This window comes from Lacinutrix sp. (genome assembly GCF_029238095.1).
Lineage (GTDB): Bacteria > Bacteroidota > Bacteroidia > Flavobacteriales > Flavobacteriaceae > Lacinutrix.
This window is the reverse complement of the sequence record NZ_JAQWGS010000002.1, coordinates 95,957-109,764: the sequence shown is the minus strand read 5'-3', so window position 1 is coordinate 109,764 and position 13,808 is coordinate 95,957. Positions and strand designations below refer to the sequence as shown.

General features: G+C 31.3%; 15 protein-coding genes. 11 read left to right on the top strand and 4 right to left on the bottom strand.

Going from position 1 to position 13,808, the window contains the following annotated elements; genetic code table 11:
- Positions 1–122: 122 nt before the first annotated feature.
- A complete protein-coding gene (locus P8H50_RS00465; protein ID WP_300204200.1) occupies positions 123–572 on the bottom strand; it encodes an alpha-ketoglutarate decarboxylase in 450 nt (149 codons plus the stop codon).
- Positions 573–687: 115 nt separating this feature from the next.
- Here P8H50_RS00465 and P8H50_RS00460 point away from each other — a divergent pair, with 115 nt between their 5' ends.
- Genes P8H50_RS00460 through odhB form a run of 3 tightly spaced genes read left to right on the top strand, consistent with a single transcriptional unit; the run spans position 688 to position 5,093 of the window.
- The gene (locus P8H50_RS00460; protein WP_300204195.1) at positions 688–3,444 is read left to right on the top strand and encodes a 2-oxoglutarate dehydrogenase E1 component; all 2,757 of its coding nucleotides are present in this window, start codon (positions 688–690) and stop codon (positions 3,442–3,444) included.
- A gap of 20 nt (positions 3,445–3,464) precedes the next feature.
- Positions 3,465–3,839, top strand: a complete 375-nt coding sequence (locus P8H50_RS00455; RefSeq protein WP_300204191.1) for a DUF3887 domain-containing protein — start codon at positions 3,465–3,467, stop codon at positions 3,837–3,839.
- Positions 3,840–3,881: 42 nt separating this feature from the next.
- Positions 3,882–5,093, top strand: coding sequence for a 2-oxoglutarate dehydrogenase complex dihydrolipoyllysine-residue succinyltransferase (gene odhB, locus P8H50_RS00450; RefSeq protein WP_300204187.1), 1,212 nt, complete (start codon positions 3,882–3,884; stop codon positions 5,091–5,093).
- A gap of 354 nt (positions 5,094–5,447) precedes the next feature.
- Here odhB and P8H50_RS00445 read toward each other — a convergent pair whose 3' ends face one another.
- Entirely contained in the window at positions 5,448–5,891 is a 444-nt protein-coding gene (locus P8H50_RS00445) for a retropepsin-like aspartic protease (RefSeq protein WP_300204184.1), read from the bottom strand.
- Between the two features lie 158 nt (positions 5,892–6,049).
- Here P8H50_RS00445 and P8H50_RS00440 point away from each other — a divergent pair, with 158 nt between their 5' ends.
- From P8H50_RS00440 to P8H50_RS00405, 8 genes are all read left to right on the top strand, one after another.
- On the top strand, positions 6,050–6,178 hold the full coding sequence (locus tag P8H50_RS00440) for a hypothetical protein (RefSeq protein WP_300204182.1): 129 nt from the start codon (positions 6,050–6,052) through the stop codon (positions 6,176–6,178).
- 134 nt (positions 6,179–6,312) lie between these two features.
- On the top strand, positions 6,313–7,080 hold the full coding sequence (locus P8H50_RS00435) for a TatD family hydrolase (RefSeq protein WP_300204178.1): 768 nt from the start codon (positions 6,313–6,315) through the stop codon (positions 7,078–7,080).
- A gap of 89 nt (positions 7,081–7,169) precedes the next feature.
- Positions 7,170–8,201 (top strand): asparaginase, encoded by a 1,032-nt coding sequence (locus P8H50_RS00430; RefSeq protein WP_300204175.1) that lies wholly within the window; start codon positions 7,170–7,172, stop codon positions 8,199–8,201.
- A 183-nt stretch (positions 8,202–8,384) separates the two neighbouring features.
- The gene (locus P8H50_RS00425; protein ID WP_300204170.1) at positions 8,385–9,158 is read left to right on the top strand and encodes a MotA/TolQ/ExbB proton channel family protein; all 774 of its coding nucleotides are present in this window, start codon (positions 8,385–8,387) and stop codon (positions 9,156–9,158) included.
- 33 nt (positions 9,159–9,191) lie between these two features.
- A complete protein-coding gene (locus tag P8H50_RS00420) occupies positions 9,192–9,635 on the top strand; it encodes a hypothetical protein (RefSeq protein WP_300204165.1) in 444 nt (147 codons plus the stop codon).
- Between the two features lie 2 nt (positions 9,636–9,637).
- Positions 9,638–10,276, top strand: a complete 639-nt coding sequence (locus tag P8H50_RS00415) for a biopolymer transporter ExbD (RefSeq protein ID WP_300204162.1) — start codon at positions 9,638–9,640, stop codon at positions 10,274–10,276.
- 18 nt (positions 10,277–10,294) lie between these two features.
- Positions 10,295–10,771 carry a biopolymer transporter ExbD gene (locus tag P8H50_RS00410; RefSeq protein WP_300204158.1) on the top strand — a complete coding sequence of 159 codons (477 nt, stop codon included), beginning with the start codon at positions 10,295–10,297 and terminating at the stop codon, positions 10,769–10,771.
- Between the two features lie 129 nt (positions 10,772–10,900).
- Positions 10,901–11,560 (top strand): porin family protein, encoded by a 660-nt coding sequence (locus tag P8H50_RS00405; RefSeq protein ID WP_300204155.1) that lies wholly within the window; start codon positions 10,901–10,903, stop codon positions 11,558–11,560.
- Here P8H50_RS00405 and P8H50_RS00400 read toward each other — a convergent pair.
- Positions 11,555–12,160 (bottom strand): hypothetical protein, encoded by a 606-nt coding sequence (locus tag P8H50_RS00400; protein WP_300204151.1) that lies wholly within the window; start codon positions 12,158–12,160, stop codon positions 11,555–11,557. The two genes, P8H50_RS00405 and P8H50_RS00400, sit on opposite strands and share 6 nt — an antisense overlap.
- Before the next feature lie 25 nt (positions 12,161–12,185).
- The gene (rpoN, locus tag P8H50_RS00395; protein WP_300204146.1) at positions 12,186–13,640 is read right to left on the bottom strand and encodes an RNA polymerase factor sigma-54; all 1,455 of its coding nucleotides are present in this window, start codon (positions 13,638–13,640) and stop codon (positions 12,186–12,188) included.
- Between the last annotated feature and the right edge of the window lie 168 nt (positions 13,641–13,808).

Sequence of the window (13,808 nt, the reverse complement as noted above, 5' to 3'; positions counted from 1 at the left end):
CAAGTTTCGTTTTTAATTTTAAAACGCGAATGGCAAAAGGTTTGGTTTAGAAATAGCTATTCTTAGTCTAAGATTGTCTTGTTATAATTTTCGATTTTTAGTATATTTGTGTAAATTGTTATTTAAATGTTTTCAAAAGCTCTGTAACCTGCACCTACAAAAAAAGACTGAATCCAGTACTTATCATCAAGAAAACTTGGGTTGTCGAAATTTCTACTCACATGATTTTGTTCAAATTCACCAGATAATTGAATTTCAGGAATTGGATTATATAGACTAATAATATTCGCTCCGAGAATAGTAGATTTCGCAATGTTTTTTTGACTAAAATAGGAACCATTTAAGCCTAAACCTAGAGAAAATTCAGGATTAAAATCGTAAATAGCACTTGGAGCAAGAGTGGCACTAAAAATATTGTTTCCTGTACTTAAACCTAATCCACCTCCAAAACGAACATGTTTCCAAAACTCATTTTCTTCGTTATTATTTTGAGCTAAAACAGAAGAAAAACAGAACAAAAATAGAAAGGATAATACAATAGTTTTTATTGCTTTTAGAGATTTTAAATGCATAGACTAAAAATTACGATGTTAATAAAGACATAAATATAAGAAAAGCATAGCTATTTTTGGAGAAAGTTGTATTTTTGATAAAATTTGTTGAAGCGAACACGTCTTATACTTAATAATGGATAAATATTCCTTTTTAAACGCAGCACATACAGCATACTTTGCTGATTTATACGAACAATACTTAAAAAATCCTGATTCTGTAGAACCAAGTTGGAGAGCCTTTTTTCAAGGTTACGACTTTGGTAGTGAAAACTACGGTATGGATGGTGAAATAGTTGAAGGTGTAACTACACAAATTCCAGAACATGTTCAAAAGGAATTTCAAGTATTAAAACTTATAGATGGTTACAGAACTAGAGGACACTTGTTTACAAAAACAAATCCTGTACGCGCAAGACGTAAATACGCACCAACTTTAGAAATAGAAAATTTTGGTTTATCCCAATCAGATTTAGACACTGTTTTTAATGCAGGAGAAATTTTAAGTATTGGAGCACAAACACTTCGTGAGATACGTAAGCATTTAGAAGCTATTTATTGCGACTCTATAGGTATTGAGTATATGTATATTAGAGATCCTGAACGTATACAATGGATTCAAAATAAGCTTAACCAAAACGATAACCAACCGCGTTTTTCTCCAGAAGAAAAAAAACAATTACTTAAAAAACTAAACGAGGCAGTTTCTTTCGAAAGTTTTTTACATACTAAATATGTTGGTCAGAAACGTTTTTCTTTAGAAGGAGGAGAATCTTTAATTCCAGCACTTGATGCTTTAATAGAAAAAGCTTCAGAATACGATGTCAAAGAATTTGTAATGGGAATGGCACATCGTGGTCGTTTAAGTACACTCGCAAACATTTTTGGTAAGTCGGCAAAAGATATCTTTAGCGAGTTTGATGGTAAAGATTATGAGCAAGAAGTTTTTGATGGTGATGTAAAATACCATTTAGGCTGGACAAGTGACCGTGTTACAGATGCAGGAAAAAAAATAAACTTAAATATTGCGCCAAATCCTTCACATTTAGAAACTGTAGGAGCAGTAGTAGAAGGTATTACTAAAGCAAAACAAGACGATAAATATCCAGAAAATCCATCTCAAGTTTTACCAATTGTAGTTCATGGAGATGCAGCAATTGCAGGACAAGGCCTAGTTTACGAAATTGTTCAAATGGCTCAATTAGATGGTTACAAAACTAATGGAACTATACATATAGTTGTAAATAACCAAATAGGCTTTACAACCAATTATTTAGATGCAAGATCTAGTACGTATTGTACAGATGTTGCCAAAGTAACACTATCACCAGTACTTCATGTCAATGCAGATGATGTAGAAGCAGTGGTTCATGCTGTTTTATTTGCACTTCATTTTAGAATGAGATATAAACGTGATGTTTTTATTGATTTATTAGGCTATAGAAAATATGGACATAATGAAGGCGATGAACCAAAATTTACACAACCTCTACTATATAAAGCCATTGCAAAACATAAAAATCCGAGAGATATTTATGCACAAAAGCTAATGGAAGAAGATGTTATAGATAGTTCTTATGTCTCAAAATTAGAAGAAGATTATAAAAATGCTTTAGAAGAAAAGTTAGTTGATTCTAGAAAAATAAAGAAAACAGAGATTACTCCTTTTATGAGTAATGAATGGGTAGATTACTCTACTACAGAAGAAGATGGAATGATGAAAGCTGTAGATACTTCTTATTCTAAAGAAGCATTAGCAAAAATCACAAAAGTATTATCTAGCCTTCCAAAGGATAAAAAATTCATTCGAAAAATATCTCGTCTTATAGAATCTAGACAAACCATGTTTAACGAAGATAGGCTAGATTGGGCAATGGCAGAACATTTAGCTTATGCCTCACTTTTAGAAGAAGGCTACGATGTTAGAATTTCTGGACAAGATGTAGAAAGAGGAACTTTCTCGCATAGACATGCAGTGGTGAAAGTAGAGGATAGCGAAGAAGAGATTGTTTTGCATAACAACCTAAGTGATAACCAAGGTAAATTCTTTATCTATAACTCTTTATTATCTGAATATGGCGTAGTAGGTTTCGATTATGGTTATGCTATGGCAAGCCCTAAAACATTAACCATTTGGGAAGCACAATTTGGAGACTTTAGCAATGGAGCACAAATTATGTTAGACCAATATATATCTGCCGCAGAAGATAAATGGAAACTGCAAAACGGTTTAGTTATGTTGTTGCCACATGGATATGAAGGTCAAGGAGCAGAACACTCATCGGCAAGAATGGAACGCTACCTACAACTGTGTGCAAAAGATAATATGTTTGTGGTAGATTGTACAACACCTGCAAATATGTACCATTTGTTACGTAAACAAATGAAAGCCAATTTTAGAAAGCCATTAATTGTCTTTACACCAAAGAGTTTATTACGTCATCCATTAGTAGTTTCTAGTGTAGATGAATTTGCAAACGGGAGTTTTAAAATGCTAATTGATGATGAAAAAGCAAAAGCAGATGAAATAAAGACATTGGTTTTTGTTACAGGTAAATTCTATTACGATTTACTAGAAGAACAAGAAAATCTAGGAAGAAAAGATGTAGCTTTAGTTAGAGTAGAACAATTATTTCCATTACCAATAGAAGATATTCGTAAAACAATAAGTAAATATAAAAACGCAAACGATGTGGTGTGGGCACAAGAAGAGCCAAGAAATATGGGAGCTTATAGCCATATGTTAATGCATTTAGACGAAGCTAAAACATTTAGAGCAGCAAGTAGAAGGCCTTATGGAGCACCAGCAGCAGGTAGTTCTGTAAGATCAAAAAAACGCCATCAAGAGGTTATTGATTTTGTGTTCGATAAAACAAAAAATAACCAGCGCTAAACCAATAATATTAAACAATTATGAAAAGAATAATTTTAGTAGCACTAGCGATTTTAAGTTTTTCAATAAGCTTTGCACAAACAGAGCTAGCTAATTATAAGGAAGTTGTTTCAAATTTTCAAAATAATTATAATAATGGAGACTTTGTTAGTATATATAATATGCTGAATGCAAATTTTCAAAAGACATTAACTTTAGAGAAGACTAAAGAGTTTTTTAAAACAAGTGTTAATGCCGAAGCTTTAGGTAAAATTAGAGCAGTAGAATTAAAAGAAATTATAAGAACAGGTCATAGTTATAAAATAAGTTTTGAAAACGGAGTTGGAGAAGCTTTTTTTCTATTAGATGACAATAATAAAATTAGTGGTTTACAAATGTATCCACCAAAACAATAAAACAACAGTCAAAACAAGACATTAAAACAAAATTATAGCACTATGATTTTAGAAATGAAAGTACCTTCACCAGGTGAATCTATCACAGAAGTTGAAATAGCAGAATGGTTAGTTCAAGATGGTGATTATGTTGAAAAAGATCAAGCAATCGCAGAAGTAGATAGTGATAAAGCCACTCTAGAATTACCTGCAGAAGCCAGCGGAACAATAACGTTAAAAGCAGAAGAAGGTGATGCAGTAGAAGTTGGTGCAGTGGTTTGTTTAATAGATACAAGTGCTACTAAACCAGAAGGGTCTCAAGAAGCACCAAAAGCAGAAACAAAAACGGAAGCACCAAAAGCAGTAGAAGCACCAAAAGCAACTGAAACTAAAACTTATGCCACTGGAACAGCAAGTCCAGCAGCAAAAAAGATTTTAGCAGAAAAAGGTATGGATTCTAGTACTATTTCTGGAACAGGAAAAGATGGTCGTGTTACTAAAGACGATGCAATTAATGCTGTACCTTCTATGGGAACACCAACTGGAGGAAATCGTGGGTCTTCAAACTCTAAAATGTCTATGTTACGTCGTAAAGTAGCAGAGCGTTTGGTTGAAGCCAAGAATACAACAGCAATGTTAACTACTTTTAATGAAGTAGATATGTCTCCAATTTTTGCTTTACGTAAAGAGTACAAAGAAACATTTAAAGCAAAACATGGTGTTGGCTTAGGTTTCATGTCGTTCTTTTCTCTAGCTGTAGTTAGAGCTTTAAAATTATATCCTGCTGTTAATTCTATGATTGATGGAAAAGAGATGAAGAGTTTCGATTTCGTAGATATAAGTATAGCAGTATCTGGACCAAAAGGATTAATGGTTCCTGTAATAAGAAATGCAGAAAATCTAACGTTTAGAGGAGTTGAAGCAGAAGTTAAGCGTTTAGCCATAAGAGCTAGAGATGGACAAATTACTGTAGATGAGATGACAGGAGGAACGTTTACAATCTCTAATGGAGGTGTTTTTGGTTCAATGTTATCTACACCAATTATTAATCCTCCGCAAAGTGGCATTTTAGGAATGCATAATATAGTAGAAAGACCAGTTGCTATAGACGGTAAAGTAGAAATAAGACCAATAATGTATGTAGCCTTATCTTACGACCATAGAATTATTGATGGTAAAGAAAGTGTAGGTTTTCTTGTTGCTGTAAAAGAAGCACTAGAAAATCCAGCAGAGTTATTAATGGATAATAATATTAAAAAAGCTTTAGAGCTATAATAATTAAAAGCATATTAAATAAAAAAGCACAGCCTATAATAGCTGTGCTTTTTTTATTATCATAGTTTAATTATGAATTAATGAAAACGGATAGAATATTAAGGAATATTACTATAACCGAAAAGATAATGACTCCAATTATAAGATTTTTGTTTTTTGTGTTATCTATTTCATCCATAATTATTTTTTGTTTTGAAATAAAAACTCTGGATTTTTTACAATACAGAGTTTTATAGTAATTCTTCCCCTAAAAAGAATTAATTAATAGCATTGTAAAGATACATAGAGTTAGTAATAAAAAAACACGTAGAAATACGTGTTTTTTTATTAGAGTAGATTTAAACAAGTTAAAATCTATAGTTTTAAATACAAATAATTCTTATTGTAGTCTATAATTGCTTTTCCTTTTTTTAAAATATCTGCACCAATAATACCATTCACTGGTTTTGCATTGTGCATAATTAATGCAGTATTAACGTGAGTTAAATTAAAAAGCACTAAAGTAATTTTTTGTTTTTTCCAGCGTCCAATTTTTATTGTGTTATTAGAAGCTGTTTGCGTAATCATATCTGTTGCTCCAGCTCCAGCAGCTTTAATATTTGATGCTTTTGCTTTAAGTTTAAACAGTTCAACATCTTCAAAACCAATACAACTACTTGATGCTCCTGTGTCTAAAATAAATAAACCTTTTACACCGTTTATAGTTGCTTTTACTTCAAAATGATTGGTTTTAGTAAGTTTTAATTTTACTTTTTTATACTCCTTTTTAAGTAGAAATTCCCAAAGTACGTTTTCCATTTTTTTGTTTAAATAACCAAAGCAAAAGTAGCATAATTACTAACCAAACTCCAATAATTGTCCATATATAATTGGTCTCTTTAACTTTGTCAAAATCACCATAAAGTTTAAACGCGCTCCAATAATATGGTGATTTTTTTATATTTTTTATATCCTTATTGTGGTACTCTGCTTTAAGTAGATTAAAGCAACGTAATATTGATGCTACAATAGTATTATTAAAGCAAATACCTGAAGATGCAGACGATTATAAAGTAGCGCAGAAGTTGTTGGATAAATTGGAGTAATGTTTATAAGATAATGTAACTTACTGTTCTCAGTTAGAGTAAAATTTTTTTTTTAAAATTTTGTTTCAAGTATATTAAAAAAATAGAATTAAAAAAAGTCATCATTAAACCGATGACTTTTTTATTTTTACAACATGATTATTACAGATACACATACGCATTTATATAGCGAAGCTTTCGATGACGATAGAGTAGAAATGATGCAACGCACATTAGACGCTAATGTTTCGAGACTATTTATTCCAGCAATAGATTCTACGTACACAGCATCTATGTTGCAACTAGAAAAAGACTATCCTAAAAACATCTTTTTAATGATGGGTTTACACCCAACACATGTAAAAGAGAACTATAAAGAAGAGTTAGCACACGTTGAGGAAATGTTAGATAAGCATAAATTTTACGCAGTTGGCGAAATAGGTATCGATTTGTACTGGGATAAAAGTACGTTGCCAATACAGCAAAATGCTTTTAGACACCAAATAAAACTAGCAAAACAATATAAATTGCCAATAGTGATACATTGTCGTGAAGCGTTCGATGAGATTTTTGATATTCTTGAAGAAGAGAAAAGCGATGACCTTTTCGGGATTTTTCACTGCTTTACTGGTACTTTGGAACAAGCGCATCAAGCGATTTCTTATAATATGAAATTAGGAATTGGTGGTGTAGCAACTTTTAAAAACGGTAAAATAGATCAGTTTTTAAACGAGATTGAATTAAAACATATTGTTCTAGAAACCGATTCTCCATATTTAGCACCAAAACCTTTCCGAGGAAAAAGAAACGAAAGTAGTTATATATTAAAGGTGGTAGAGAAGCTTTCTGAAATCTATAATACTTCCGAAGAAAAAATTGCCGATATTACAACAACGAATTCTAAAGCCGTTTTTGGTGTTTAAATAAAATAACCTCTCGACTGCGCTTGAGGAGACAAAAATCATGTTTAGTCGAGCACAGTCGAGACCTTAATAAAAATTATAATTTCAAATTGACCAAATCAATCCCAAACATACTCCTTATATATACTGGTGGAACCATTGGTATGATAAAAGATCCCGAAACAGGAGCTTTACGAGCTTTCGATTTCGATAATTTATTGGTTAGAATTCCAGAGCTTAAGCTTCTAGATTGTAATATAGAAGCCTATTCTTTTAAAACACCAATAGATTCAAGTAATATGGAACCTAGAGATTGGGTTACAATAGCTGAAGTTATAGAAAATAATTACGAGTCTTTCGATGGTTTTGTAGTGCTACATGGCAGCGATACCATGAGTTATACAGCTTCAGCATTAAGTTTTATGCTAGAGCACCTAGCAAAGCCAGTAGTGTTTACAGGTTCGCAATTGCCAATTGGAGATTTGCGTACAGATGCAAAAGAGAACTTAATAACCTCTATACAAGTGGCTTCTTTACAGCATTATGGTAAACCAATAATAAAAGAGGTATGTCTTTATTTTGAATATAAATTATATAGAGCTAACAGAACAACAAAAATAAATGCAGAACATTTTGAAGCTTTTGCAAGTTTAAACTATCCAGATTTAGCAGAATCTGGAGTACATTTAAAAATAAATAACGAGGCGCTATTTAAGCCTAATGCTAGAAAGAGCCTTGTAGTTCATAAAAATTTAGACAAAAATATTGCCTTGATAAAATTGTTTCCTGGTATTTCGGAACAATTATTGTTGTCTATATTCAACACACCAAATCTTAAGGGTGTTATAATTGAAACCTATGGTGCAGGAAACTGCTCTACAGAAGATTGGTTTATTTCTTTATTAAAAGAAACCATAAAAAAAGGAATACATATTATTAATATTACGCAATGTTCTGGAGGAAGTGTTATGATGGGACAATATGAAACCAGCGAAAAATTAAAAAAAATAGGTGTTATCTCAGGAAAAGATATCACAACCGAAGCCGCAGTCTCTAAATTAATGTATTTATTAGGACAAAATATTTCGCCTAACTTGTTTAAAACTATATATGAAACTGCTTTAAGAGGAGAAATGACTTAAAATTAATAGTTAAAAATTTGAGCCTTAAACTTTTTTTCATTTTATTTGAATAAACGAAAGTAATAGAATAGGTAACAGTTTAAAGAAAGAAATTTCTAAAAGCACAGTTATTATTTTATTTATTAATTCCATTTTTTATATCTTTAACACTTTAACTAATTAATAAAATTAAGAACAAAACAAATGAAAAGATTATTTTCTATCCTAGCCATAGTATTTTTAATGGCATTTGGCACAGCTAATGCAACTACAATCGCAGCAACAGTTGCTACTACAGTTGCTACAACTCAAGATGCAGCAACAACAGATGATGCAGCAGAAGAAGAACTTACATTTCACCAAGAGCTAAAAAAGCGTTTTATTGAAGGTGGACCAGGTTTTATGGGAATTGTATTATTATGTTTAATTCTTGGATTAGCAATTGCTATAGAGAGAATTATCTTTTTAAATTTATCTTCTACAAACACAAAAAAATTAACTCAAAATGTTGAAGATGCACTACAATCAGGTGGTATTGAAGCAGCAAAAGAAGTTTGTAGAAACACAAAAGGTCCTGTAGCATCTATTTTCTACCAAGGTTTAGATAGAGCAGACGATAGCTTAGAGTCTGCCGAGAAAGCAGTTGTAGCTTATGGAGGTGTACAAATGGGACAATTAGAGAAAAACGTATCTTGGATTTCATTATTTATCGCTTTAGCTCCAATGCTTGGGTTCATGGGAACAGTAATAGGTATGATTCAAGCCTTCGATAAAATTCAATCTGCAGGTGGAATGGATGCAACGTTAGTAGCAGGTGGTATTAAAGTTGCCTTATTAACTACTGTATTTGGTCTTATTGTTGCGATTATATTACAAGTTTTCTACAACTATATTGTAGCAAAAATTGATAGCATTGTAAATGATATGGAAGATTCTTCTATCACTTTAATGGATATGTTATCGAAGCATAAAAAATAAGCTATTAACTAATTTAAAAATACATTAAAAATTATGCATAAAGTATTAAAAATATTAGTAGCTGTTTTAAGCTTAATAGGAATTATTGGTCTGGTACGTATTATCATGACTGGTGAAGAAGAAGCTAAAGCTATAATAGGTTCTGGTGAAGGCATTTTATTTGAAACCATGTCTTCTATAGCATATATAATATTAATTCTAGCAATAGTGATAGTTGTTATATTTATATTCAAAAATCTATTTACAGGAGGCGGAAACATTAAAAACACTTTAATAGGTGTTGGTGCTTTTGTTGCAGTATTACTAATTGGATATTTAATGTCTGGTGGTGATACAAAAGAATATTTCTATAACGACATAATAGCAACAGATAGCGAATCTCAACTAGTGGGTGGAGGCTTAATAGCATTTTATATATTAAGTGTTGTTGCTATATTAGCAATGTTATTCTCAGGAGTTAAAAAAATAATTAAATAATTATGGCAAAAAGATCAGCACCAGAAGTTAATGCAGGCTCTATGGCTGACATTGCCTTCTTATTACTTATATTCTTTTTAGTAACAACAGATATTGCAACAGATTCTGGTTTAAGTAGAAAGTTACCACCTTGGGAACCTGATGCTGAACAAGAAAAAGTACAGATTAAGGAAAAAAATATTTTTGCCTTGACTTTAAATAGTAACAATCAAATACTTTTAACCTCTGCAGGAGATTCTGAAGTTATAGCCATTAAAGATTTAAGAGCACGTGCTTTCGAATTTTTAGATAATGGTGGTGGGCAAGGAGAAGATGCTTGTAAAAGATGTAAAGGAAATAGAGATCCTAAGTCATCTGATAATCTAAAAAAAGCTGTTATATCACTTGCTAACGATAGATTAACAGATTATAAAACCTACATAACGGTTCAAAACGAAATTATTGCAGCTTATAACGATATTAGAAATCGTGAGTTTAAAAAGGATTATCCTAAACTAGAGATGAATTTTGTTGAAGCTACAGAAATGTATCAAGATCCTGTTACAGATGTTAAGGTTAAAGAAAGCTTAAAAGAGAAATTAGAAGCAATTAAAGAAGTTGTTCCTCAACTTTTCTCTGAAGCTGAAGCAAAAAGAGATTAACAAGATAACATAAACACTATGTCTAAATTTAAAAAGAAAAAAGATGGAGGTTTACCTCCAATTTCAACAGCATCTTTACCAGATATTGTATTTATGCTTCTGTTTTTCTTTATGGTTGCTACAGTAATTAAAGAGGATAACTTAAAAATCCAGAACCAATTACCAAAAGCAAATCAAATTGAGAAATTAGATAAAAAGAAACCTATAAGCTATATCTATATTGGAAAGCCAAGTGCTAATTATATAGATACTTATGGTACAGAGGATAGAATACAATTAAACGATAAGTTGCAAAGCGTAGAGCAAGTTCAAGCATTTATTGCTGCCGAACGTGCTGCACTAGCAGAAGAGTTAGTACCAACACTTACAGTATCTCTTAAAGTAGATAGAGATGCTAAAATGGGTGTGCTAACAGATGTTAAACAAGAATTGCGTAAAACAAATGCACTTAAAATTAACTACACCACTAAAAAAGGTGATGCAGTTTCAAATTAATATTACATACTCTTAATTTTATAAAAGGCGTTTTGAAATTTCAAAACGCCTTTTATTTGTTTTAAAACTTATTATCTTGTAAGTATGAAAAATTGTATCGTATTTTTATGTCTCGTTTTTTTTAGCAACATGCTTTCAGCGCAAGAAGAATTGCTTTTAGAAACTAAACCTATTGATTCTATATATAAAGAAGATCAATTTTATTTTGGAATTACTTATAATCTTATTGGTAAAAAGCCAAGTAGCATGTCTCAAAGTGGTTTTTCTGGTGGTTTTCACTTTGGTTATACTAAAGATATGCCAATTAATAAAAGAAGGAATAAAGCCATTGGTATAGGTTTAGGCTTGTCTCTTAATTCTTTTAATCAAAACATTCAAATTGCTGAAGATTCTAGTGGCAATCAAAGCTTTCAATTAATAAATCAAGACGAAATCACATTTACAAAAAATAAGTTTTCAACCTATATAGTAGAACTACCAATAGAATATAGATGGCGAACGTCTACACCCGAAAATTATAAGTTTTGGCGAATTTATACAGGCTTTAAAATAGGTTATGTTTTTGCAAGCAATTCTAAATTTGAAGGCACTCCAGAAAATGTTAAAATAAAAACTATAGATGCTGTTAATAACTTACAATATGGTTTAACATTTGGAGCAGGATATAATACCTGGAATTTTTATTTGTATTATGCACTGAATCCAATTTTTAACGATTCGGCAAAAATAGGAGATACAGTAATTGAAGCTAATGCTATTAAAGTAGGCTCAATGTTTTACATACTATAACCAATACGGTAAAACCAGTAATTGCGGAAATAAACCAATACAAAACCCAAAAAGCAGCTCTACATTAGTATGTGCATTTAAGTGCAACCTAGACGTAGCAATGGCACCAGCTATTAAAGCAAATAGTGCTAAAGAACCATTTAAGTTTTTTCCAAAATGTAAAGAAATACCAATAGCAAACATAAAAACGCCAGCTATAGCGATCATGTGTATGCTTGCTTTAAATTTTAATAATGCAAGTATTAAGCAAACAACTGTAGAGATTAAGATACCAATAAAAAAATAATACAACTCCAATATTTGGTTATCTGGCAATACACGAACAATTATAAGTAAGCAAATAATTGTGTTTAGTGCCAAAGGAATTATACGTTCTTTAGTTGTTTTAAGGTATATAGACTCTGTTTTACCAATAGTTTTTAAAAGATAGTACAACAATATTGGTAGCACAATTGTAAGTATAGAAAGCGAAATAATTTTAGCTTCCATAACTTCTGGAGGAATAAACCTAGGAGATTTTGTAAAATAGAAAATAACACCTAATAATGGCATTATTATAGGATGAAAAACAAAGGATATACTTTTAAGTAGCCAATTCATTATTTATAGATATAAAGGATTGGATTTACAATTCCTTTCTTAAACGTGCCACAGAAATGTCTAACTGCTCTCGATATTTTGCAACAGTTCTTCTAGCAATTGGATAGCCTTTTTCTTTTAAAATTTTAGCTAAGGCTTCGTCTGTTAAAGGTTTCTTTTTGTTTTCTTCTTCAATAACTGTTTCAAGAATTTTTTTAATTTCTCTAGTCGAGACTTCTTCACCTTGATCGTTAGTCATAGACTCAGAAAAGAACTCTTTTATTAATTTTGTACCATAAGGCGTATCTACATACTTACTATTAGCAACACGAGACACAGTAGAGACATCCATTTCAATTTCGTCTGCAATGTCTTTTAAAATCATAGGTTTTAAATTACGCTCATCACCAGTTAAAAAGTATTCTTTCTGGTAATGCATTATAGAACTCATGGTAATAAATAAGGTTTGCTGTCGCTGCTTTATGGCTTCAATAAACCATTTTGCTGCATCAAGTTTCTGCTTGATAAACATAACAGCATCTTTTTGTGCTTTAGATTTTTCCTTAGATTCTTTATAGCCTTTAAGCATGTTATTATACTCACGAGAGACATGCAATTCTGGAGCATTTCTACCATTTAAAGTCAGTTCTAATTCGCCATCAACAATTTTAATTGCAAAATCGGGTACTACATGTTCAATCATTCTAGTATTTCCAGAATAACTTCCACCAGGTTTTGGGTTTAAACGTTCTATTTCATGTATAGCATCTTTAAGCTGAATTTCACTAATATTAAACTTAGCCATTAGTTTTTTGTAGTGCTTTTTAGTGAATTGCTCAAAAGCTTTATTAATAATATCTGAGGCCAAAGCAACATCTGGAGCTTGTTCTTTTCTGGCTAATTGAATACTTAAACACTCTTGAAGGTTTCTTGCGCCAACACCAGCAGGATCTAATTGGTGAACTATTTTAAGTACTTTCTCAATTTTATCTTCATCTGTATACACGTTTTGTGTAAAAGCCAAATCGTCCATGATATCACTTAATTCTCTACGTATGTATCCACTTTCGTCTACACTTCCTACTAGAAACTCAGCAATATCTCGCTCTTCATCACTTAAACGATAGGTGTTTAATTGTGTTTTTAAATGTTGCGTAAACGAAGTACCTGATGCATATGGTATGCTTTTCTCATCATCGTCTGCACTATAATTGTTAACATTAGTTCTATAATCTGGAATTTCGTCGTCGCTTAAATAGTCGTCAACATTAATTTCGGCTTCAATAGTTTCATTATCATTATATTCATCTTGAGAATTATCCATATCCTCGTACTCATCAACTTTTTCTTCTTTTCCAGTATCTAGTGCAGGATTTTCTTCAAGTTCTTGCTTTAAACGCTGCTCAAAAGCTTGTGTTGGCAACTGTATCAATTTCATTAATTGAATTTGTTGCGGAGACAATTTCTGCGATAATTTGAACTGTAAATATTGTTTAAGCATAATTTAATTTAAGATGATTACTAAAATAAAAAAAAACAATCTACAATATGGTTTTTAGTAGATTGTTTTATGACAATATTAATTGTATTACTTCTTATATTATAAATTAAGATGTCATTTTTGAAAGAGAGAACCGAACAGAAGAACCTTTATTAAGTTACTTGTTCT